Source organism: Pseudomonas sp. GW460-LB5 (assembly GCF_059423245.1).
Genome location: NZ_JBWKXT010000004.1, coordinates 16,218 through 39,527, shown reverse-complemented (window position 1 = coordinate 39,527; position 23,310 = coordinate 16,218). Strand labels below are relative to the sequence as shown.

The following is a 23,310-nucleotide window of genomic DNA, read 5'->3' as shown; positions in this document are numbered from 1 at the left end:
CATGCGCGGCTGGCTGGCAGGTGGCATGGCCGGAGTCGGCATGCTGTTGGCCGCCCCGTTGGGGGCGGTGACCACCAGTACCTTCACAGTCACAGCGCAGGTGGTTGCCGGGTGCCTGGTGGTGGGCGGTGTCACCAGTTACGGCACGCTCGATTATGGCTCGCAGTCGGCGCTTTCCAAGGGGTTGCTCAGCACGTCGCTGGGTGGCACTACAGTGACCTTCCAGTGCACGCCGGGCGTGGCCATGAGCATGAGCCTGGACGGTGGGCAGAACAGTGCCAGTGGCACACGCAATTTGAAGCGCACCTCCGGCACGCAAGTGCTGGCTTACCAGTTGTACCGGGACGCGGCCTACAGCCAGAGCCTGGGCATCGGCCAAAGCGTGGCCGTGAGCTATTCCGACCCGACGGCGATCAAGCTGCCGGTCTACGGGCGGGTCCAGCTGACCGGCGTGCTACCGGCTGGGACCTACACCGATGTGGTGCAAGTGACGGTGACCTGGTAATCGCCAGCGCCACCAACGACAAGTGTCTAAGGAGAGCTGCATGCGGGCAGGCGCGAAGTGGGCGCGTGGATTGATAGGCTTGTTCTGGCTGGCGAGCCTGCCGGCCGGGGCAGCCACCTCGGTGCTGATCTGGCCGATCGACCCGGTGCTGGAGGCCGACCAGAAGGCCGGTGCACTGTGGCTGGAAAACCGGGGCACTGCGCCGGCCAACCTGCAGGTGCGGGTATTCGCCTGGCGCCAGGGTGATTATCAGGAGCAGTTCCAGGCGCAGCGCGAGATCATCGGCAGCCCGCCTGTCGCGAACATTGCCCCCGGGCAAAAGCAGCTGATCCGCCTGACCCGAACTGGCCCTTCACCTGCCGGCCAGGAGCAGGCCTACCGCATCATCATCGACGAGATCCCGCCCGCCATCCCGGTCGACAAGGCCGAGCCCGGTGCCACGGCGGCCATTCGTTTGCAGATGCGTTATTCGGTGCCGCTGTTCGTTTATGGCGAAGGGCTTTGGGGTAAGGCCGACCCTGAAGGCAAACGCAATGCCGAGGGCGTGGGCAAGCCGCAGGTCAGCTGGCGGCCGGTGACGGTGCAGGGCAAACCTTACGTTGAACTGCGTAACACCGGCCCCGTGCATGCGCGGCTGACCGATGTAGTGGTGCAGCAAGGCAGCCAGAGCAAGCCACTGGCTGAAGGCCTGTTGGGCTATGTGCTACCGGGCGCCAGCATGCGCTGGCCTGCTCCCATGGCGGCCTCCAGCGGCAGCGTGCTGAAGGGCAGGGTCAATGGCCAGAGCGCAGCGGACGCCATCCGCCAAGGCCAATGAGTCAACGATTGAATGCAGTGCAGGGGCCAGGGAGGACCCGGCGATGGTTGGAAACCGTGTGTGAAATGGCTCTTGGCGACGACGCGCCGCAGGTGCCTGTTGCTGGCCATGGCCAGCCCGGTGCTGGCGCTGGCCGACGACCTGCCCCCGCCACCCACGGAGATGTCCGCCATCGCCGACGCTACCCTGTACCTCGACCTGGTGGTGAACCAGATGCCAAGGGCTGAACTGGTGCCGGTGCAGCAGCGGGCCGGGCAGTTGTACCTGGGCAGCGAGGTATTGCGGGCAGCCGGTATCTCGTTGCCGGGCAACCCCCAAGGCGAGGTAGCCCTGGAAAGCATCGCGGGGCTACACACCGACTATGACAGCCAGAACCAGCGTTTGCTGTTGCAGGTACCGCCGGCCTGGTTGCCAGACCAGCAGGTGGGTGATCGCAACCTGTACCCGGCCAGCGACGCGCGCAGCAGTTTCGGCGCCCTGTTCAATTACGACCTCTACCTGAACGACACCGATGAAGGCGGCACCTACCTGGCAGCCTGGAACGAGCTGCGCCTGTTCGACAGTTGGGGGACCTTTTCCAGTACCGGGCAATGGCGCCAGTCATTCAATGGCGCGCAGGCGGACGATACCCGCCAAGGCTTCATGCGTTACGACACCACCTGGCGCTTCACCGACGAACAGCGCCTGCTCACTTACGAAGCCGGTGATTTCGTGACCGGGGCCTTGCCATGGAGCAGTTCTGTGCGGGTAGGCGGCGTGCAGCTGTCGCGCGACTTCGCTGCGCGCCCCGATCTGGTCACTTACCCGTTGCCGGCGTTCGCAGGCGAAGCAGCGGTGCCGACATCGCTCGACCTGTTCATAAACGGGTTCAAGTCCAGCACCACCGAGCTGCAGCCGGGCCCGTACACCCTGACCAACGTGCCGTTCATCAATGGTGCCGGGGAGGCGGTGGTGGTCACCACGGACGCCCTGGGCCGGCAGGTGTCGACCACCTTGCCGTTCTATGTCACCAGCAGCTTGCTGCAGAAGGGCCTTTCTGACTACTCGGTGGCCGCCGGTAGCCTGCGGCGTGATTACGCCGTGCGCGATTTCAGCTACGGGCCGGGTGTTGCCTCGGGCAGCCTGCGCTACGGGCTCAGCGACACCTTCACCCTGGAAACCCACGCCGAAACAGCCGAGTCGCTAATGCTTGGCGGCTTGGGCGGCAACATGCGCCTGGGCACCTTCGGCGTGCTCAACGCCGCCTTGGCGCAAAGCCGCTTCGACGGTGACACAGGCCACCAGGTTGCCCTCGGTTACCAGTACAACAGCCAGCGCATCGGCTTCAGCTACCAGCGCCTGCAACGCCGCGGCGACTATGCCGACCTGACCCGGGTCGACTCCCAGGACATGCAACTGAGCAAAAGCAGCGAACAGGTCACCCTCAGCCTCAACCTGAACGAGTACGGCAGCATTGGCGCCGGTTACTTCGACGTGCGCGCCGGGGATGGCACGCGTACCCGGCTGATCAACCTGAGCTACAGCAGGCCGCTATGGGGCAGCAGCAGTGTGTACCTGTCTGCCAACCGTGAAGTGGGTGACAGCCAGTGGGCCGTGCAGGCGCAACTGGTGATCCCGTTCGACCTGCACGGCACCCTGGCGCTGGGCATGGAGCGCAGCAAAGAAGGCGAGACCCTGCAACGGGTGAACTACAGCCATGCGGTGCCGGCGGGTGTCGGCGTCGGCTACAACCTGGGCTATGCGGCAGGCAGCGACCGTGATGCCTACCGGCAGGCAGACGTCACCTGGCGCTTGCAGTCGGTGCAGTTGCAAGCCGGTGTGTATGGCAGCAGCGGCGAGATGACACGCTGGGCCGATGCCAGTGGCTCCCTGGTGTGGATGGATGCCGGGGTGTTCGCCGCCAACCGCATCGACGATGCCTTCGTGGTGGTCAGTACCGCAGGCTACGCCGATGTGCCGGTGCGCTATGAAAACCAGGAGGTCGGCCGTACCGATGGCAATGGGCACTTGCTGGTGCCGTACAGCAGCGGTTACTACCGTGGCAAATATGAAATCGACCCCATGGACCTGCCGCCGGACGTCCTCGCGCCAAGCGTCGAGCAGCGGGTGGCGGTACGACGGGGCAGTGGCTACCTGCTGGAGTTCCCGCTCAAGCGTGTGATGGCGGCCAGTGTCGAACTGGTGGACAGCAACCAGCAGGCGCTCAAGCTGGGTAGCCGCGTTACCCATGCTGAAAGCGGCAGCCAGGCGGTGGTCGGTTGGGATGGGCTGGTGTACCTGGAGAACCTCTCGCCGCATAACAGCCTGCAGGTAGAGGTTGAGGGTGGTGGACATTGTGAGGTGGCCTTCGACCTGCCCAAGGCTGAAGGTTCGATCCCCCTGATTGGCCCGTTGGTATGCAGATGAAGACGGGTTGGCGCATGTTGTCGGCCGTTATACTGCTGCTGTGGGCTGGCTCGGCCTGGGCCAAGTGCACGGTAGTGTCGACCTTGCCGGTGCTGTTCGGCGCAGTCAATTCGACCCAGGTACGCCTGGCCAGCCAAGCCGCCTCTACCAGCAACGCGGGCTTGCAGTGCAACGGAACGGTGCTGAGTGTGCTCAGCAGCAGTGACTCGTTCAAGCTGACCGTGACCCCGGCCACTGGCGGGTTGGTAGGGCCTACCGGTGATGTTATCCCTTACACCCTGTATGCCGATGCCACCACCAACTTCCCGATTACCCGGAATGTAGCCTTCGAGTTTGGTCGCACCGGTATTCTCGACCTGCTCGGCCTGCTCAACGGCACGCCCAAGGCGGTGCCGCTCTATATCCGCACACAGATTGGCAGTAACGTTGCAGCGGGGTTGTACCAGGAAACCCTGTCGCTGGGGTGGGCATGGAACTATTGCGAAGGGATTGCCATCGGTGGGCTTTGCATCGGGCGTGACAATAGCGCTGGCTCTGCGAGCCTTACCGTGAGCCTGACCGTGACGAACGACTGCCAGATCACCACGCCTGACATCAATTTCGCCAGCGCCCCGGTGGTGGCCGGGTTCGGCACAGTAAGCCAGAGCCTGAGCGTTTCGTGCACCAAGGGCAGCAGGTATACGGTGGGCTTGAATGACGGGCAGAACGTGGCCAATGGTCGCCGGCGAATGAAGTCGGCGGCCAACAACTACCTGGCGTATGACATCTTCAAAAGTTCCGGGACGGTGCGCTGGGGTTCATCGGGTGCCGCCAGACGCTCCAGCACGGATGCCGACGTAAACCCCGGCGCGGGTACAGGCACGGGTAGCCAGGTGTTCAACTACAACGCCAAGGTCTATACCGACCAGGCTACACCGCCGGCAGCCACCTATTCCGACAGCGTGATACTGGATGTGCAGTTTTGACTGAACCCCATTCCTGCCTCGGTTCCCTGTAGGAACGGCCTTGTGTCGCGACAGGGCTGCGCAGCAGCCCCGAGATGGCAGACCCAGCACCGATTGCCGGGGCCGCGTGAGGCAAGGCTAGCGCAAGTCGCCAACCATCTCCGCCAGGGTCTTCAGCACCGCTCCGGCCAGTGCCTTCGAGCGCGCCCCCGACCAGCCGGCAACCGCATCGGGCGCGTCGTCGTGGTCCTTGAACGGCATCTCCAGCGTCAGCGACAGGCAGTCATGGGCCATGCCCACGGCATTGCAGGCCAACGTGGTATTCGCCTGCCCGGGCTCGTCGCGGGTATAGCCGTGCACGGTCTGGAAGTCGCGGGTCACGCTGCACAAAAGGCTGCGGAACTGCTCTTCGAGTTTTGCCAGCCGTGGGGTGTAGCCCGGGTTGCCCTCACAGGCGGCGGTGAATACGTGCGGAATTTCTTCGTCACCATGCACGTCAATGAACGCATCCACGCCGTACTGCTTCATCTGCGCCTGGGCGAAGAATACCTCCGGCGTCAGCTCGACGCTGGCGTCCTGCCAGGCACGGTTGAGGTCCTTGCCCTTGAAATTGGTGCGCAGGTGACCGAGGAACGCGCCGTCGGGGTTCATGTTGGGGATCAGGTACAGGTCGGCCTTGGCCAGCAAGCCCTGGAGCACCTCGTCGTTGGCTTGCAGGCGGTCGATCACGCCCTCCATGAACCATTCGGCCATGTGCTCACCCGGGTGCTGCTGGGCAATCAGCCACAGCTTGCGCTTGCCAGCCGCGCCATCGCCGGCTCGCAGCAGGGGAATATCGCGGCCCTGCACACTGCGACCGCTGGCCAGCAACTCGACCCCAGGGATTTGGCGAGCACGCTCGATCAGCTGGTTGTGACGCGCGCGTGGGTAGGGTTCGAAGTAGGCGAACCAGATCTGGTCCTGCTCCGCTGTCACTTCGAACGACAGCGCTGTGCCGTCGAACTGGCTGGGCACGCGGAACCAGGTTTGCTGGTCGTAGGAGGCCACCGCGTTGTAACCGCTCCAGGCGTTTTTGTACGAGGAGCCGGAAGCGTTGTCGAGGCTGAAGCGATGGACCTGGCCCGGCGTCAGTCCACTGACCTTGAAGTGGAACCACTGATAGTGGCCGCTGTGGGTATCCGGCCGGATGGCCAGGTGCACCTGGGCAGGGTTGCTGGCATCCAGTACCTGGATGTTGCCGGAATCGAAAGCGCAGTCGATCTGCAGGGGGGACAGCGTCACGGTCATGTGCCGGGCTCCTTTGCGGGCGTTGTTGTAGGGGTACTGTACACGGCTTGGCAGGGTTACTGCGCGCGATCAGGTGATACGCGGGCCCTGCGCGGGTACGCTCGCTGGGCTGAATGCGCTTTAACGTCACTGTCATACGGCCATGGCAGCATCCGGGTCCCCCTTCGCACAGGTGAAACCACAGTGCACTCCGGCCTGACCCGCAAGCCCTTCATGCTTCGCACAAGCGACATGCGCAGCGATGATTTCGGTGCCCTGTTCACCCAGATGTTCGGTAGCTTGTATGCCGACATGCCGCCGCTGGCCCAAGGCATCAGCATTGGGGGCGTGTATGGGCGCTTCGAAGGCATGAGCGTGCGCCGCATGCAGTACGGCGGCGATTTCAGCATCACCCTGCCCACACCACAGGATGAAATCACCTTCGTGCTGCCCACCGCTGGCAAGATCATTTTCGATCACCGGGGCGAGTCGATTGGTGGTGCCCACGTGGGGCTGGCGGTCGACAAGCGCGACATTCGCACCGTGCGTTTTGCCGAAAACCATGCCCAGTGCGGCATGTCGATACGGCGCGCGTTGTTTGCTGAGCGCTTGTCACTGTTGTTGGGCCAGCCTTTGGCGGCACCGGTGTGTTTTGCTCCAGTGGTCGACCTGGCGTTGCCGGTGTTCCAGGGCATACGTGCGTTGCTGGAAATGGCCACCGGTACGCAGTTCGACCAACTGATCAATACCGGCATGCTGATGCCCACCCGGCTGCAGGAAATGGTGGTGGATGCGGTGCTGGAGGCGTGGCCGCACACCTATAGCGATGCTTTGCGCAGCCCCGCACCTGCGTTGGCGCCGCGCCATGTGAAGCTGGCGATGGCCTATCTGCACGAGCACCCGGCGCGCTTGGTCAGTGGCACTGAGCTGGCGAGGTTGGTCAATGTCAGCCTGCGCGCCTTGCAGGATGGCTTTCGCCGTTTTGCTGGCACATCGATTGTGGGTTATCAGCGGCAGGTACGGCTGGAGAGCGCGCGCCAGGTACTGGCGCGCGGGGAGGGCGGGTCGGTGGCCGAAGTAGCCTTGCGCCATGGGTTCAGCAACGCGGGGCGTTTTGCCCAGTACTTCCAGCAGGCGTTCGGGGTAAGCCCGGCTGAGTTGAGGCGCGGCAGGTAAGGCCTGATACCAGTCAGTAAAGCCAATCGGGGCTGCAAAGCGGCCCCAATGATATGGTTTAGAACGCGTAGCTGGCCTTGAGGCTGCCACTCACCCCGTGGCTGTCGCCTGCGCCCATCGCCGCCACTTCGCCGCCCACACTCAACGCACCCAGGTTGGCCATCAGGCTCACCCCGCCAGTAAACTGGTCGCGGTTGTCGAACGCCGCACGTTGCTCGATATCCAGCCCCAGCAGATGCCCCTGGCTGTCCACTTGCTGATCCCCCAGGGCATGTTCGTAACCCACTTCCACCCCAGGCACCCACTGCCAGCTGCCGACGGGGATGGGCGCGAAAGACGCCTTCAGGTTGGCCCCTGCACTGCGGCGGGTTGCCTTGAGGTCGTCCACTTGCAGGGCCAGTTCGCTGCCTTTCTCGGTAAAGCCGTTCAGGTCGACGTGGCTGACCCGCACGCCAATGCTCGGCTCCAGCACCACGCCATGGGTGGGCAGGCGATAACCCAGCGCCAGGCTGGCGCCAGCCAGCGTACCGTGGCTGTCACCCTTGGCCGTGCCCAGGCCGCCGCCCAGTTCGCGTTTGCTGGAGTAGTCGAGCCAGCCACCCCTGATGTCGGCATCGATGAACAGTCCGTGCTCCAGGCCGCCAGGGGCGAAGCGTGCGCCCAGGCTGAGGAAGGTCAGGTCGGTATCGGCCTCGCCACCGGCCCCGCCCACCTTGCCACGGTTATAGCCAAAACCGGCATGGCCGCTGAGCTGCTCGGAAAAGCGCTGGGTCATGCCCACCATCAACCCCTGGCTATGCTCGTTGCTGCTGGCCGCATGGGCTGAGCCGTCAGTGCCGAGGTAGCCGGCCAGCCCCGTGCTCCACAGGCGCGCCTGGCCGGCCTTGAGGCCGCTGCCGTCGGCAAAGGGCGAAGCCGCACGCTCGACCATGGCGCCCTGGCGCAGCAGGTAGCTGGCGGCATCCGCGTGCACCTGGCCGCCAACGGTCGAGGTCACGCCGCCCAAGCTGCCGGCATCGATGGCCGATTGCAGGTAGTAGTTGTAGGCGCTGTAGCTGCCCGACAGCGAGGTGTCCTGCAGCTCGCGCAACAATTGCGCGCCGGCGGCAGCGTTGCCCAGCAGGCCTGCCTCGCCGGGCAGGGAACCATAGCGCACCATCTTGCCGCGCAGCACGTAGATCGTTTCCTGGCTCAGGCCCAGGCCCTGCTTGAGGTAGTTGTCCATGTTGCCGTAGTTGGCGCTGATTTCATCGAGGCCAGCCTGCAGGTAGCTGGCTTCGACCCCCAGCAGCGGTGCATAGATTTCGGCCATGCTCGCCGGCATCGCCGCCAGCGTGGCAGCCACGCGGGCGGCGGTGTAGCCGTTGGTGGCCAGGTAGTTACTCATGATGCTGGCCTCGTCCACCCCGGCGATGCTCAGCAGCACCGCTGCCGTCCAGCCGGTGCGGTCCTTGCCCGCGGTGCAATGAAACAGCGCGGCGCCATCGGCAGCCGCCAGTTCGTTGAACAGCACGGCAAACTGGCCACGCATGCCGGCGTCGCTGACGAAGGCGCGGTTGGTCTCCTGCATCATCGCCCGCGCCTGTTCTGCGCTGCTGAAGGAAATGTTGGTGATGTTGGAGCCCGATGTGGTGCTGCCAATGATGTCGATGTTGGTGTAGCTGGCGCCGCCCGGCAGCGTATCGGGCGTGCTGGCGATTTCGCTTGGGGTGCGCAGGTCGTACACATTGCTGATACCCAGGCCATTGAGGGTGGCCAGGTCGGCGGCGGTCGGGGTAAGGGCGTTGGCACGGTAGAACACACCCGCCCGCATTGTGCCGTCATGGCTGGTCGGGTAGGCGCTGGTGGTGCCGGCGAGGTCGCGGAAATTATCCATACCGGCCAGGCGTGGGGTGGCGAGCGCTTCGGCGGCATGGGCGGTGGAAATGGCAAGGGTAAGCAGGGACAGGGAGCAGAGCACACGTTGCAGCACGGATCAGGCCTCAGGCAGTGGGTTAGGCTGTCTACTGTCCTGGGGCAACATGAAACTGAATGTTACATTTTGCGGTGATGTGCAAAGGCTTGCGCGATCTGTCCTTGTTTTGCGTCTTCTGTCCCGGCGACTGGGGCGCAAAGCGCCCCGTTAATCACACACTGGCCAGACCTGGAACGCAGGGTTGCTTTCATTTCGGCTGAGGCGAGGGTTTGCCTGTTTTTGTTTTTTTGCATATTAGCTTATGAATTTAATTACTTTTATTTATTTGATCTAGCCGGCTACATTCGCAGTTTCTTCAACCTGCAAGGAACTGCGGATGTCCATTCGATCTCGCCTGCTGCTTTTCGCGGCTGCCACACTGCTGGCTACTCAGGCATTTGCCAGTGACCGCCTGACCCTGCGCATCGGTGACCAAAAAGGCAACATGCGCGCCCAGCTGGAGGCAGCCGATGCCCTGCGTGACTTGCCTTACGACATCCGCTGGGCCGAGTTCCCCGCTGCCGCGCCTTTGGCCGAGGCACTGAATGCCGGCGCGATCGATGCTGGCATCATTGGCGATGCACCATTGCTCTTCGTGCTGGCCTCTGGTGCGCCGGTCAAGGCCATTGCCGTGGACAAGTCCGACCCGTATGGCACGGCGCTGCTGGTGCGCCCCGACGCAGCGCTGCACAGCGCTGCCGACCTCAAGGGCAAGCGGATCGCCACGGGCCGTGGCTCTATAGGCCACCACCTTGCATTGAAGGCGCTGGATCAGGTCGGGCTCAGCGAAAAGGACGTGGAGTTTCGCTTCCTCGGCCCCGTCGACGCCAAGATCGCCCTGGCCAATGGCTCGGTGGACGCCTGGTCGACCTGGGAACCCTACACCGCGCTGGCCGAGCAGAGCGGCCAGGGCAAAGTGCTGGTCAACGGTCGGGGGTTGTCCAGTGGCAACAGTTTCCTGGCCGCCACCGACAAGGCGCTGGGTGATCCGGCTCGCAAGGCCGCATTGCAGGACTACCTTGTGCGCCTGGCCGGCGCCCAGGTCTGGGCTTACCAGCATCTGGACAGCTATTCACAAACCCTGGCTGCGATCATCGGCTTTCCGCAGGATGCTGCCCGCCTGCAGTTCGAGCGGCGCCAACTGGTTTGGCAGGCGATTGACGCGAAGACCATCGGCGAACAGCAGGAAACCGCCGACTTTTACCACGCCCACGGCCTGATGAATCAACGCCTGGACGTGGCCCCGACCTTTGCCAGTGGCTTTAGCGTGCCCGCCCCTGACTCACTGGCCCAACATTGACCCGGAGACGTCCCATGCTGCACCGCAAACGCCTGCGCCACCTGGCCTTGGGCCTGCTGCTCGGCTGCCTGCTGCCGTCGCTCGCCAGCGCCGATCAGACCCTGCGCATCGGTTACCAGAAATCCTCAACCCTGCTGACCTTGCTCAAGGCCCGTGGCACCCTGGAGCAGCGCCTGCAGGCCGAAGGTATCCGCGTCAGCTGGCACGAGTTCCCCAGTGGCCTGCCGCTGCTGGAGGCGCTGAACCTGGGCAATATAGACCTGTCGGCGGATGTGGCCGACACCGTGCCTGTATTCACCCAGGCAGCTGGCGCCAAGCTCACCTATTTTGCTCGTGAGGCGCCATCCCCCTCGGCCCAGGCCATCCTGGTGCCAGCCGACTCGCCGCTCAAGACCCTGGCCGACCTCAAGGGCAAGCGTGTGGCGGTGACCAAGGCGGCGGGCAGCCATTACCTGTTGATCCAGGCCCTGGCCAAGGCCGGTCTTGGTTTCAAGGACATTACCCCGGCGTACCTGATTCCCGCCGACGGCCGGGCGGCGTTCGAGAACGGCAAGGTCGATGCCTGGGTCACCTGGGACCCGTATGTGGCCAGCGCCCAGCGCCAGCAGAACGCGCGCATCCTGGCCGATGGCAGCGAGCTGGCGAGTTACCAGCGCTACTACCTGGCCGGTAGCGATTACGCCAAGGCGCATCCTGAAGTGCTGCAGCAGGTGTACCAGGCGCTGCGCGAGATCGGGGCCTGGACCAAGGCCAACCCTGCAGCGGCTGCCCGGGTACTGGGGCCGCTGTGGGGCAACCTGGACAGCGCGACGGTGCAGCAGGCCAATGGCCGACGCAGCTATGACGTGCAGCCGGTGCAACTGGACAACCTGGGTGAGCAACAGCGTATTGCCGATGCCTTCTACCGCGAAGGGCTGCTGCCCAAACCGGTGGATGCGCGTGCGGTGACGGTGTTCGAGCCGCACGCTGCTGACTGAGGATACGCGCGAATAGGCCGGTGCCGACAATCTGTAAACTGAGGGTTATTTGAAGAACTGGCTGGGCGTAGTACCGAAGTGGCGCTTGAACATGCTGGCAAAGGCACTGGGGCTGTCATACCCCAGTGCCCCCGCCACGTCGATGATCCGCTCGCCCAGGGCAATCCGCTCCAGTGCCTGCATCAGCCGCGCCTGTTGGCGCCACTGGCCGAAGGTCATGCCGGTTTCGCTGCGGAACAACCGCTGGATGGTCTTCTCGTCCACCCCCAGTTGCTGGCCCCAGTCGGCCACGGTGGCGTTATCGTCGGGCCGCTCTTGCAATCCCGTGCAAATCACCCGCAGGCGCTTGTCGCTGGGTTGCGAGAGCTTAAGCGGCAAGGTCGGCAGTACGCTGATCTCGTCGAGGATCAGGCGCATTACCCGGGCTTCGCGCGAGTCCTCGGCAAAGGGTGCGGTAAAGCCCACCGAAGCCTTGATCAATTCGCTGAGCAGCGGCGAGATGCTGATGGCCTTGCTCTGCAGGGGCAGGCCCGCTGCCGCATCGGTGCGCACGAACACACTGCGCATCTTCACATCGCCCACGCAGCGGATGGCATGCACCTGGCCGCAAGGCATCCACACCCCGCGGCTGGGTGGCACTGTCCAGCATTCGTTGCCGGACTCGACGATCATCAGCCCTTTGATGGCATAGATCAGTTGATGCTTGGCATGGGTATGGGGCTCGATGAACCAGTCGCTGGGGTAGTCCGTTGCACGGCTACCCACTTCCCAGGTCCACTGATCGACCTCCACCAGCAATTCGCGCTGCGGTTTTACCATCGTGACCTCGTATAGATGCAGCCTGGCAGCGCCACTTTAGCAGCAGCGGCTGGGCGGGGCCTTCGAACGGGTTGCTGGCAACAGCGCGGTTGCCAGGCCCAGCAGCGGCAGGAACGCGATCGCCTGGTATACCCACTCGATGCCATGGCGGTCGGCCAGCTCACCCAGGCCGGCGGCACCAATGCCGCTGATGCCGAACATCAGCCCGAACATTACCCCCGAAACCATGCCGACCCGGCCCGGCACCGCTTCCTGGGCATACACCACCAGCGCCGCGAAAGCCGAGGACATTACCAGGCCGATGGCCACCGCCAGTATCGCTGTCCAGGCCAGGTTGGCGTGGGGCAGGGCGAGGGCAAAGGGTGCCACGCCAAGAAACGAAACCCAGATCACCGCCTTGCGCCCGATGCGGTCTCCCACCGGGCCACCGGCAAAAGTGCCCAATGCCACGGCTGCGAGGAACACGAACAGATACAGCTGGCTGTGTTGCACGCTCAGGCCGAAGTGCTCGATCAGGTAGAAGGTGAAGTAGTTGGTGAACGAGGCGATGTAAACAAACTTGGCGAACATCAGCACGGCGACCACCACCACGGCGCGCCACATGGCGCCCCGCGACAGCCCGGGGGCCTGCTGGCCGGCGAAACGCTTGAGCCGGGCCTGGCCGTGGCGCATGCTCCAGCCGGTCACCCGCAGCAGCACCAGCACGGCCAGCGCAGCCGCCAGCATGAACCAGGCAATGGCCGGCTGGCCGTGTGGTATGACGATGGCAGCGGTCAGCAGCGGGCCGAGGGCGGAGCCTGTGTTGCCACCCACCTGGAAGGTCGACTGGGCGGTGCCGAAGCGCCCGCCTGAGGCCATGCGGGCCACCCGCGAAGCTTCGGGGTGGAAGGTTGCCGAACCTACGCCGACCACCGCAGCAGCCACCAGCAGCATTTCATAGCTGCCCGCGAAGGCGAGCAGGGCGATGCCCGCCAATGTCACCAGCATTCCGGCTGGCAACAGGTACGGTTGCGGGTGCTTGTCGGTGTACATCCCGACCCAGGGTTGCAGCAGAGAGGCTGTTACCTGGTAGACGAGGGCGATCCAGCCGATCTGGGCAAAGCTCAACGCGAAGTCGCTTTTCAGCATCGGGTAGATCGACGGCAGTACGGCCTGGATCAGGTCGTTCAGCAGGTGGGCGAATGCGGCAGCACCGACGATACGGACTACAAAGCCCTGAGGTTGGTCGGCAGGCGGGGCGGCGGCCAAGGCGGCGGAAGTTGTCATGGGCAAGGTTCTTCTGTGGCAAGGGAACAAGGCATTGCCGCCGCAGGTTAGCCAGTACCCGGGTTGCCTGTCTCCCGCCGAACAGGCAGCCACTGTCGCGTTTCGGGCATCCGTGCCCGCACCGCTGTTCCAACCCCCGCTGGTAGCTCAGAGACCCAGCTCGCTCAACCCGGGGTGGTCATCCGGGCGCCGCCCCAGCGGCCAGTGGAACTTGCGCTCGGCTTCGCTGATGGGGTGTTCGTTAATGCTCGAGTGGCGGTTCTGCATCAGCCCATCGTCGGCGAACTCCCAGTTCTCGTTGCCGTAGGCGCGGAACCATTGTCCGCTGTCGTCGTGGTACTCATAGGCATAGCGCACGGCAATACGGTTGCCGGTGAAGGCCCACAGCTCCTTGATCAGGCGGTACTCCAGTTCGTGGTCCCATTTGCGGGTGAGGAACGCCTCGACCTCGGCACGCCCACGGGGGAACTCGACGCGGTTGCGCCAGACCGTGTCAGGGGTATACGCGAGGGCGACTTTGGCCGGGTCGCGGCCGTTCCAGCCATCTTCGGCCAGGCGCACCTTTTCGATGGCACTTTCGTGGGTGAAGGGCGGTAGTGGTGGTCGGGACATCGGCGTACTCCTCAGGTCGTTTGGTTTTTAGCAGGTTAGCTGCCGGTGCCTGGACAGAGAATGGATGTGCGCGACACTTCATAATTGCGGTGCGTGGAACAATACAGGCTTGTGAACGAAGCCATGGCCTTGCCGCGCGCAGTCGGGCCTGGCTGTGCGGCAGTGGGCCGCAAGGCGGCCCTCAATGCCTGTATCAAGGCTGAAAAGTTGGGGTGTCAGTCCCAGACCGGCGCCAGGCCGTCAGGGCTGACTTCTCGGCCATTGCGTTCGAGTGTGGCGATGCGTGCCATGTCGTCGGCGCCCAGCTTCAGGTCACGGGCAAGCAGGTTGCTGGCCAGGTTTTCGCGTTTGGTCGAAGACGGGATGACCGCGTAGCCCAGCTGCAGGGCCCAGGCCAGCGCAACCTGGGCGACGGTGGCCTTGTGCTTGGCTGCTATTTCGGCCAGTAGCGGGTCTTTCAGAACCTTGCCGTAGGCCAGGGTCATGTACGAAGTCACGGTAATGCCCTGTTCATTCAGAAATGCTGCCAGCTTGCTGTTCTGCAAGTACGGGCTCAGCTCGATCTGGTTGGTGGCAATTTCGCCTTTGCCGACTACATCAATGGCCTGGCGGGTCAGCTCGATATTGAAGTTGGACACACCGATCTGGCGTGTCAGCCCCAGCTTCTTCGCTTCGGCCAGCGCAGTCATGTATTCGCGCAGTTCCACGCCGTTGCCCGGCGCCGGCCAGTGGATCAGCAGCAGGTCGACGTAGTCGGTGCGCAGCTTCTCCAGGCTCTCGCGCAGGCTGGCAATCAGCTTGTCGGCGGCATAGTTGTCGACCCAGATCTTGGTGGTGATGAACAGCTCGTTGCGCGGCACGCCACTTTCGGCGATGGCCTGGCCGACTTCGGCTTCGTTCTTGTAGATCTGTGCGGTGTCGATGGCGCGGTAGCCCAGCGCCAGGGCCGACTTGACCGAGTCGATGACAGTTTGGCCAGTGAGGCGGAAGGTGCCGAGCCCGAAGGAAGGAACGCTCATTGAGTTACTCCTGAAGAGTGGGGGAAATCATGTGACGGCCAGTGTGCAGGTTCGCAAGGCAGCGAATAAGCCGCTGCTGCGTCAAAGTCATTTGAACTGTAGGCAAGAATGATTCCGCGCACATCTGTTCAGAGCGTGAGGTAGCGCAACGGCAGGTTTAACTTGATTCGAGTCTTAAGGCCCTTCAACGCCAGGGGCCAGGAACGAAAAAGCCCGCCGGGTGGCGGGCTGTTCGCTGGAGCGGGACGATCAGCGGCGGCGGAACAGCGGCAGCGGCTCGTCGGTGGCGGCCTGGTAGGTCACCGAGAAGTCCTTGAGGCTTTGCAGCGCGTCTTCCGGGTCCTTGTCGGCCCGGATGGCGAACGCATCGAAACCGCAGCGGGCCATGAAGAACAGCTGGTCGCGCAGTACGTCGCCGATGGCACGCAGCTCGCCCTTGAACTTGTAGCGGTCACGCAACAGGCGCGCATTGGAATAGCTACGCCCGTCGGTGAAGGCCGGGAAGTTGAGCGCGATCACCTGGAAGTACTGCACGTCTTCGCCGATTTCTTCCGCTTCTTCGTCGCTGTCCAGCCACACGCCCAGGCCGCCGTCGCGGGCCTTGAGCACATGGGCGTGGTCACGCCACAGCTGCAGCGGCACGATGTAGTCGTCGCAGTTGGTCAGCTCGTCGAACGAGGTTTCCTTGGGCAGCAAGTGCCAGGTTTCGTCGACGATCTGGTTGTTCTTAATGATTCGCTGCATAGACGCGTTCCTTGAAGGGGTCGATGCCGATACGCTGGTAGGTGTCGATGAAACGCTCTTCCTCGGTACGTTGCTCGACGTACACGGCGATCAGCTTCTCGATCACATCGGCCATGGCATCCTGGGCGAAGGACGGGCCGAGGATCTTGCCCAGGCTTGCGCCGCGCGCAGCATTGCCGCCCAGCGACACCTGGTAGAACTCCTCACCCTTCTTGTCCACGCCGAGGATGCCGATGTGGCCCACGTGGTGGTGGCCGCAGGCGTTCATGCAGCCAGAGATGTTGAGGTCGATTTCGCCGATGTCGAACAGGTAGTCCAGGTCGTCGAAACGGCGCTGGATGGACTCGGCGATCGGGATCGACTTGGCGTTGGCCAGCGAGCAGTAGTCACCGCCTGGGCAGCAGATGATGTCGGTCAGCAGGCCGATGTTCGGGGTGGCGAAGCCGCTTTCGCGCAGCTCCAGCCACAGCGCATGCAACTGACGCTGCTCGACATCGGCGAGGATGATGTTCTGCTCGTGCGAGGTGCGCAGGAAACCGAAGCTGTAGCGCTCGGCCAGGTCGGCGACGGCGTCCAGCTGCTTGTCGGTCAGGTCGCCCGGGGCAACGCCGGTAGGCTTGAGCGACAAGGTCACGGCCACGTAGCCAGGGCGCTTGTGGGCGCGGGTATTGCGCGAGCGCCAGCGGGCGAAGCCTGGGTTTTCTGCGTCCTGGGCGGCGTAGTCGACATTGTCGAGGGCCAGGTACTCCGGGTCGACGAAGTGGCGCGATACGCGTTGTACTTCGTCTTCGGTCAGGGTGGTACTGCCGCCGCGCAGGTGGACCATTTCGGCCTCGACCTTCTCGGCAAACACTTCAGGTGTGAGCGCCTTGACCAGGATCTTGATCCGCGCCTTGTACTTGTTGTCACGGCGACCGTAACGGTTGTACACGCGCAGGATGGCGTCCAGGTAGCTGATCAGGTCTTGCCACGGCAGGAATTCGTTGATGAACGAGCCGACCACCGGGGTACGGCCCAGGCCGCCGCCAACCAGCACGCGGAAGCCCAGTTCGCCAGCAGCGTTGCGCACCGGCTCCAGGCCGATGTCGTGCACTTCGATGGCGGCGCGGTCTTCCTGCGAGCCGTTGATGGCGATCTTGAACTTGCGCGGCAGGTAGGCGAATTCCGGGTGGAAGGTGGTCCACTGGCGGACGATCTCGCACCATGGGCGCGGGTCGATGATTTCGTCTGCGGCCACACCGGCGAACTGGTCGGTGGTGGTGTTGCGCAGGCAGTTGCCGCTGGTCTGGATCGCATGCATCTGCACGGTAGCCAGCTCGGCGAGAATGTCCGGAATGTCTTCCAGTGCCGGCCAGTTGTACTGCACGTTCTGGCGCGTGGAGATGTGCGCGTAGCCTTTGTCGTAGTCGCGAGCGATCTTCGCCAGGGTGCGGACCTGGCGGGCGCTCAGCTGGCCGTACGGCACGGCGACACGCAACATTGGTGCGAAACGTTGGATGTATAGGCCGTTCTGCAGGCGCAGAGGGCGGAATTCTTCTTCGCTCAGCTCACCGGCCAGGTAGCGGCGGGTCTGATCACGGAACTGCTTGACGCGGTCCTCGATGATCCGCTGATCGTACTCGTCGTATACGTACATAAAAGTCCTGTCTCAGGCATGCAGCTATTCGCGCGCACGGCCGCGCACTCCGGTACGGAGCCGTGGAACGATATCAGGTTGCGGTTATGCGCTAAAGTGATGTTTTTGCATATGAAAAGAACCAAATGGACTATGTGAGACTGACTGCCATTTGTACGCCGGGCGCAGCCAGGCGGTTATAATCCGGCGTTTGCTTCGCAGAGATGTGACCCCATGCTCAAGGCCCTGTGCCAAAGCTTGTGTCTTGCCCTGCCACTGGCGGCAAATGCGCAGCCGGCCTCGGTGGTGTTCCTCAATCCGGGGCTGTCCACCGAGACATTCTGGACCAGCTACACCCGCTTCATGCAGGCCGCTGCGGACGAACTGGGCATGTCCCTGCGCGTTGAGTACAGCGAGCGCCGAGCCGACCGGGTGCTGACCCAGGCCCGCGCGATCTTGAGTGGGGCGCAGCGGCCAGACTACCTGGTGCTGGTCAATGAGCAGTACGTGGCACCGGAAATCCTGCGCCTGTCGCGTGGTACCGGGGTCAAGCTGTTGCTGGTCAACAACGGCCTGACCGCCAGCCAGGCCCGTAGCATACAGGCCCAGCCGGACAAGTACGCCGAGCCCCTGGGTACCCTGATGAGCAACGATGAGCAGGCGGGCTTCCAGATGTTGCGCCTGATGGTCGCGCAACTGCCTCGCGACGCAGGGCCGGTGGACCTGGTGGCCTTTGCCGGGCTCAAGACCACACCGGCCTCGCAGTTGCGCGAGGAGGGCATGCGCCGCGCCCTGGCCGACTTCCCTCAGGTGCGCCTGCGTCAGGTGGTATACGGCGGCTGGAGCCGCCAGCGTGCCTATGAACAGGCGCAGCAATTGCTGGAGCGTTACCCGGCCACCCGCCTGGTGTGGTCGGCCAACGACGAGATGGGCTTTGGCGCCATGCAGGCGTTCGAGGAAGCAGGGCACACACCGGGGCGTGATGTGCTGTTCGGCGTCGTCAACAGTTCGCCTGAGGCCTTGCGTGCGCGCATCGATGGGCGCTTGAGCGTGCTGATGGGTGGGCATTTCACCCTGGGTGGCTGGGCCATGGTGATGCTGCACGATGATGCCCACGGGGTGGCGCTGAACCGCGACGGCCAGCGTGTGCACAGTGCCCCAGTGTTGCAGGCGATCGATCAGGCCAAGGCCAGGCGGTGGCTGAAACTGCTGGAGCGGGACGACTACGGCGTCGATTTTCTGAATTACAGCGCCGAAGGGCAGCCGGCCAGTTACCAGTACCCGTTCCTGACGTCACCGGTCGAGTATTGAAAGACCCTGCTTGAGGGAAGGGCATTGCTCGTCTTAACTGCTGGTTGTGAAGTGCATTCCCATAACCACTACAAGAGGCAATGCAATGGGAAACTCAACCAAGGTCCGCAAAGCTGACAGCAGTGTCGACGCCTGGGCGATCCTCTGCCTGATCGTCCTGGTGGTGGTCACTGCCGTGTATTGGGTCAGCCACCAGTAGACTTCTCTTTCAGACCGTGATGTAGCAACAGCGCCTGCGGGGGTATGTCCTGCGGGCGTTTTTGTGTGGCCTGTCCCGGCCTCATCGCCGGCAAGCCAGCTCCCACAGGTACAGCGCAGGCCCTGAGGCTGCAGAAAACCTGTGGGAGCTGGCTTGCCGGCGATGAGGCCGGGGCAGGCTAGCGGGTAAGGTGCAGGGCCAGTTGCACCAGGCCGATCAGCACCATGATGAAAATCAGGGTGAAGAGCGTCCCCAGTGCAATGAAATGGCTGGCTTTGCCGTGGGTGAAGTCGCGGGTGCGGTTCTTGCCGCTTTGCACGCCGAAGGCGGCGGCGAGGATGCTGTGCAGCATCTGCCAGAAGGTTGGGGGTTTGCCCTGGCTGGAATCATCCATGGTAGCTCCTGAAGATCAGAGGCAATCAGGAACAGTGTAGGCAATGGCGCTAAGGTTGCTTGTGCCGGCCTCTTCGCGGGGCAAGCCCGCTCCCACAGGTTCGGCACAAACCGCCAGGGCAGTGATTTACCTGTGGGGGGCTTGCCCGCGAGGAAGCCGGCACAGTCTTAGCTGTCGTACCCGAGGTTCGGTGCCAGCCAGCGCTCGCTTACGCTCACATCCTGCCCTTTGCGCGCGCTGTAGCGCTCGATCTGGTCCTTGTCGACCTTGCCAACGGCAAAGTACTGCGCCTGCGGGTGGGCAAAGTACCAGCCACTCACCGCCGCCGCCGGGAACATGGCAAAGTGCTCGGTAAGGAACACACCGCTCGGCCCGGTTTCGCCGATGGCCGTGCCGTCGAGCAGGCGGAACAGGGTTTCTTTTTCGGTGTGGTCGGGGCAGGCCGGGTAGCCCGGGGCCGGGCGGATGCCGCGGTACTGCTCCTTGATCAGCGCTTCGTTGTCCAGGTGTTCGTCGCGGGCATAGCCCCAGTGCTCTTTACGCACCTGCTCGTGCAGCCACTCGGCGCAGGCTTCGGCCAGGCGGTCGGCCAGGGCCTTGACCATGATCGAGCTGTAGTCGTCGCCTTTGTCCTGGTAAGCCTTGGCCACTTCCTCTGCACCAATGCCGGCAGTGGTGATGAACCCGCCCACATAGTCGGTGACGCCGCTGGTTTTTGGCGCGACAAAGTCAGCCAGCGACCAGTTGGGTTTGCCGTCGGGCTTGATGGTCTGCTGGCGCAGGTGGTGCAGCGTGGCCAGCGCCTGGCCGTCCTCGCCGTACACCTCGATGTCGTCATCGGCCACCTGGTTGGCCGGCCAGAAGCCGAACACCGCGCGGGCGCTGATCAGCTGCTCGTCGATCAGCTTGTCGAGCATCTCGCGGGCATCCTTGTACAGCGCGGTGGCAGCCTCACCGACCACCTCGTCGGTGAGAATGCGCGGGAACTTGCCGGCCAGGTCCCAGGAAATGAAGAACGGGGTCCAGTCGATGTATTCGGCCAGGGTGCGCAGGTCGATGTCTTCCAGTACCTTGACGCCGGTGAAGGAGGGCACTGCTGGCTGGTAACCGGCCCAGTCGTACTTCGGCTTGGCGGCGATGGCCTGGGCGTAGCTCAGGCGCTCGGTACGGGCGCTGCGGTTGGCGGTGCGCTCGCGCACATCCACGTATTCCAGGCGGGTTTTCTCGACGAAGCCCGGCTTGAGCTCTTTGGACAGCAACTGGGTGGCCACGCCGACCGCCCGCGAGGCATCGGTGACGTAGATGACGGCGTCGTTGCTGTACTTGGGTTCGATCTTGACTGCGGTGTGCGCCTTAGACGTGGTGGCGCCGCCGATCATCAGCGGCAGTTCGAAGCCCTGGCGCTGCATTTCGCGGGCAACGTGGACCATCTCGTCAAGCGACGGGGTAATAAGGCCGGACAGACCGATGATGTCGCATTTTTCGTCGCGGGCGGTTTGCAGGATTTTCTCGGCCGGCACCATCACGCCGAGGTCGACGATGTCATAGCCGTTGCAGCCCAACACCACGCCGACGATGTTCTTGCCAATGTCGTGCACGTCACCTTTTACCGTGGCCATCAGGATCTTGCCCTTGGCTTCTGGCTTGTCACCTTTTTCGGCTTCGATGAACGGGATAAGGTGCGCCACCGCCTGCTTCATCACGCGGGCCGACTTGACCACCTGGGGCAGGAACATCTTGCCTGCACCGAACAGGTCGCCAACCACGTTCATGCCACTCATCAGCGGACCTTCGATGACCTCGATGGGGCGTGCGCATTGCTGGCGGCACTCCTCGGTGTCCTCGACGATGTGCGCGGTGATGCCTTTGACCAGTGCGTGCTCCAGGCGCTTGCCGACCGGCAGCGAACGCCAGGCTTCGTTTTCGACTTCCTTGGTGGCGCCGCCGCCTTTGTAGTCGTCGGCAATGGCCAGCAGGGCATCGGTCCCTTCCGGCGTGCGGTTGAGCACCACGTCCTCGACCTTTTCACGCAGCTCGGCCGGGATCTCGTCGTAGATCTCCAGCTGGCCGGCGTTGACGATACCCATGGTCAGGCCGTTGCGGATGGCGTGGAACAGGAACACCGAGTGGATCGCCTCGCGCACCGGGTTGTTGCCACGGAACGAGAACGACACGTTGGACACACCGCCCGAGCTCAGCGCATGGGGCAGGTGGTCACGGATATAGGCACAGGCCTCGATGAAGTCGACGGCGTAGTTGTTGTGCTCTTCGATACCCGTGGCAACGGCGAAGATGTTCGGGTCGAAGATGATGTCTTCGGGCGGGAAGCCCACTTCGTTGACCAGAATGTCGTAGCTGCGCTTGCAGATTTCCTTCTTGCGCGCGGCGGTGTCGGCCTGGCCGACTTCGTCGAAGGCCATGACCACCACGGCGGCACCGTAGCGCTTGCACAGGCGGGCATGGTGCTTGAACTGCTCGACGCCTTCTTTCATGGAAATGGAGTTGACGATGCCTTTGCCCTGAATGCACTTCAGGCCGGCTTCGATCACTTCCCACTTGGAGGAGTCGATCATGATCGGCACGCGGGAAATGTCCGGCTCGCCAGCGATCATGTTGAGGAAACGGACCATTGCCGCCTGGGAATCGAGCATCCCTTCGTCCATGTTGATGTCGATCACCTGGGCGCCGGCCTCGACCTGCTGCAGGGCGACTTCCAGGGCTTCGGTGTAGTTTTCTTCACGGATCAGCCGGGCGAATTTGGCCGAACCGGTGATGTTGGTGCGCTCGCCGACGTTGACGAACAGCGACTGGCGATCAATGGTGAACGGTTCCAGGCCGGACAGGCGACAGGCCTTGGCAATCTCCGGGATCTCGCGTGGCTTGTATTTGGCCACGGCCTCGGCAATGGCCTGGATGTGGCCCGGGGTGGTACCGCAGCAACCCCCGATGATGTTGAGGAAGCCGCTGGCTGCGAACTCTTCGACCACCGCAGCCATTTCGGCCGGGGTTTCGTCGTACTCGCCGAAGGCGTTCGGCAGGCCGGCGTTGGGGTGGGCGGAAACGTGGGTGTCGGCTTTGGTCGACAACTCTTCCAGGTAAGGGCGCAGGTCTTTGGCGCCGAGGGCGCAGTTCAGGCCCACGGAAATCGGCTTGGCGTGGCGCACCGAGTTCCAGAACGCTTCGGTGGTCTGGCCCGACAGGGTGCGGCCAGAGGCGTCGGTGATGGTGCCGGAGATCATGATCGGCAGTTCGATAGCGTCGTCTTCAAACACCTGCTGCACGGCAAAAATGGCCGCCTTGGCGTTGAGGGTGTCGAAAATGGTTTCGATCAGGATCAGGTCCGCGCCGCCCTCGATCAGGCCACGGGTGGCCTCGATGTAGTTCTCTACCAGCTCATCGAACGTGACGTTGCGGTAGCCGGGGTCGTTGACGTCCGGGGAAATCGAGCAGGTGCGGCTGGTAGGGCCCAGTACACCTGCGACGAAGCGCGGCTTGTCGGGCGTTTCCAGGGTCTTGGCATCGGCTACCTGGCGGGCAATGCGCGCGCCTTGCACGTTCAGCTCATAGACCAGCGACTCCATGCCGTAGTCGGCCTGGGAAATCTGCGTGGCATTGAAGGTGTTGGTTTCTAGAATATCCGCCCCGGCATCGAGGTAGGCTTTCTCGATGGCGGCGATCACGTCCGGGCGGCTGAGCAGCAACAGGTCGTTGTTACCCTTTACATCGCTTGGCCAATCGGCGAAGCGCGTGCCACGATAGTCGTGTTCCTCGAGACGGTAGCTTTGGATCATAGTACCCATGCCGCCGTCGAGGATCAGGATGCGCTCTTTGAGGGCGTTCTGGAGTGCTTGGAGACGAGCGCTGCGGTCGGACATAGGAACTACCTGGTCGGGCAAATATCAGAAGGTGCAGAATCATATCAAAGTTGCGCGGTTTTTAGGCGCACCGCCCATTTGCATGAAAACTGCTCATGTTGCTGACGCGAT

The 23,310-nt window shown here is 63.4% G+C and carries 18 protein-coding genes; 8 read left to right on the top strand and 10 right to left on the bottom strand.

Annotated elements, in window-relative coordinates:
* Position 1 precedes the first annotated feature (1 nt).
* The 4 genes from AC07XM_RS04795 to AC07XM_RS04780 all read left to right on the top strand — a co-directional run bounded on the left by AC07XM_RS04795 (position 2) and on the right by AC07XM_RS04780 (position 4,693).
* Positions 2–505, top strand: coding sequence for a Csu type fimbrial protein (locus AC07XM_RS04795; RefSeq protein ID WP_102689234.1), 504 nt, complete (start codon positions 2–4; stop codon positions 503–505).
* A gap of 40 nt (positions 506–545) precedes the next feature.
* Positions 546–1,322, top strand: a complete 777-nt coding sequence (locus AC07XM_RS04790; RefSeq protein WP_016485935.1) for a fimbrial biogenesis chaperone — start codon at positions 546–548, stop codon at positions 1,320–1,322.
* A 108-nt stretch (positions 1,323–1,430) separates the two neighbouring features.
* A complete protein-coding gene (locus tag AC07XM_RS04785; RefSeq protein ID WP_095115093.1) occupies positions 1,431–3,728 on the top strand; it encodes a fimbria/pilus outer membrane usher protein in 2,298 nt (765 codons plus the stop codon).
* Positions 3,719–4,693: a Csu type fimbrial protein gene (locus AC07XM_RS04780; RefSeq protein ID WP_102689233.1), complete on the top strand. Its 975-nt coding sequence runs from the start codon at positions 3,719–3,721 to the stop codon at positions 4,691–4,693. Before AC07XM_RS04785 ends, AC07XM_RS04780 begins: the two co-directional genes overlap by 10 nt.
* 117 nt (positions 4,694–4,810) lie before the next feature.
* Here the strand turns inward: AC07XM_RS04780 and AC07XM_RS04775 are convergent, their stop codons facing one another.
* Positions 4,811–5,959: a M14 family metallopeptidase gene (locus tag AC07XM_RS04775; protein ID WP_060518824.1), complete on the bottom strand. Its 1,149-nt coding sequence runs from the start codon at positions 5,957–5,959 to the stop codon at positions 4,811–4,813.
* Between the two features lie 183 nt (positions 5,960–6,142).
* On the opposite strand from AC07XM_RS04775, the gene AC07XM_RS04770 reads away from it, so the two are divergent.
* A complete protein-coding gene (locus AC07XM_RS04770; RefSeq protein ID WP_016485939.1) occupies positions 6,143–7,114 on the top strand; it encodes an AraC family transcriptional regulator in 972 nt (323 codons plus the stop codon).
* A gap of 58 nt (positions 7,115–7,172) precedes the next feature.
* On the opposite strand, the gene AC07XM_RS04765 is transcribed toward AC07XM_RS04770, so the two are convergent.
* Positions 7,173–9,086: a tyrosine-protein phosphatase gene (locus AC07XM_RS04765; RefSeq protein WP_102689232.1), complete on the bottom strand. Its 1,914-nt coding sequence runs from the start codon at positions 9,084–9,086 to the stop codon at positions 7,173–7,175.
* Positions 9,087–9,411: 325 nt separating this feature from the next.
* On the opposite strand from AC07XM_RS04765, the gene AC07XM_RS04760 reads away from it, so the two are divergent.
* Positions 9,412–10,368, top strand: a complete 957-nt coding sequence (locus AC07XM_RS04760; protein WP_024717708.1) for an ABC transporter substrate-binding protein — start codon at positions 9,412–9,414, stop codon at positions 10,366–10,368.
* Positions 10,369–10,382: 14 nt separating this feature from the next.
* The gene (locus AC07XM_RS04755) at positions 10,383–11,345 is read left to right on the top strand and encodes an aliphatic sulfonate ABC transporter substrate-binding protein (protein WP_096425875.1); all 963 of its coding nucleotides are present in this window, start codon (positions 10,383–10,385) and stop codon (positions 11,343–11,345) included.
* 45 nt (positions 11,346–11,390) lie between these two features.
* Here AC07XM_RS04755 and AC07XM_RS04750 read toward each other — a convergent pair whose 3' ends face one another.
* The 6 genes from AC07XM_RS04750 to AC07XM_RS04725 form a co-directional block, all read right to left on the bottom strand.
* Entirely contained in the window at positions 11,391–12,164 is a 774-nt protein-coding gene (locus tag AC07XM_RS04750) for an AraC family transcriptional regulator (protein ID WP_016485943.1), read from the bottom strand.
* 36 nt (positions 12,165–12,200) lie between these two features.
* A complete protein-coding gene (locus AC07XM_RS04745; RefSeq protein WP_096425876.1) occupies positions 12,201–13,430 on the bottom strand; it encodes an MFS transporter in 1,230 nt (409 codons plus the stop codon).
* 147 nt (positions 13,431–13,577) lie between these two features.
* On the bottom strand, positions 13,578–14,042 hold the full coding sequence (locus AC07XM_RS04740; RefSeq protein WP_016485945.1) for a nuclear transport factor 2 family protein: 465 nt from the start codon (positions 14,040–14,042) through the stop codon (positions 13,578–13,580).
* A gap of 215 nt (positions 14,043–14,257) precedes the next feature.
* Positions 14,258–15,061, bottom strand: a complete 804-nt coding sequence (gene dkgB, locus AC07XM_RS04735; RefSeq protein ID WP_023047804.1) for a 2,5-didehydrogluconate reductase DkgB — start codon at positions 15,059–15,061, stop codon at positions 14,258–14,260.
* Between the two features lie 249 nt (positions 15,062–15,310).
* The gene (locus AC07XM_RS04730; RefSeq protein WP_016485947.1) at positions 15,311–15,805 is read right to left on the bottom strand and encodes a DUF934 domain-containing protein; all 495 of its coding nucleotides are present in this window, start codon (positions 15,803–15,805) and stop codon (positions 15,311–15,313) included.
* Positions 15,789–17,441: a nitrite/sulfite reductase gene (locus AC07XM_RS04725; RefSeq protein ID WP_016485948.1), complete on the bottom strand. Its 1,653-nt coding sequence runs from the start codon at positions 17,439–17,441 to the stop codon at positions 15,789–15,791. The genes AC07XM_RS04730 and AC07XM_RS04725 overlap by 17 nt, the downstream gene beginning before the upstream one ends.
* Before the next feature lie 213 nt (positions 17,442–17,654).
* Between AC07XM_RS04725 and AC07XM_RS04720 the strand changes: the two genes are divergently transcribed.
* Entirely contained in the window at positions 17,655–18,731 is a 1,077-nt protein-coding gene (locus AC07XM_RS04720; RefSeq protein WP_016485949.1) for an ABC transporter substrate-binding protein, read from the top strand.
* A 377-nt stretch (positions 18,732–19,108) separates the two neighbouring features.
* Here AC07XM_RS04720 and AC07XM_RS04715 read toward each other — a convergent pair whose 3' ends face one another.
* Positions 19,109–19,324, bottom strand: coding sequence for a DUF2970 domain-containing protein (locus AC07XM_RS04715; protein ID WP_016485950.1), 216 nt, complete (start codon positions 19,322–19,324; stop codon positions 19,109–19,111).
* A gap of 167 nt (positions 19,325–19,491) precedes the next feature.
* Positions 19,492–23,199 (bottom strand): methionine synthase, encoded by a 3,708-nt coding sequence (metH, locus tag AC07XM_RS04710; protein WP_016485951.1) that lies wholly within the window; start codon positions 23,197–23,199, stop codon positions 19,492–19,494.
* Between the last annotated feature and the right edge of the window lie 111 nt (positions 23,200–23,310).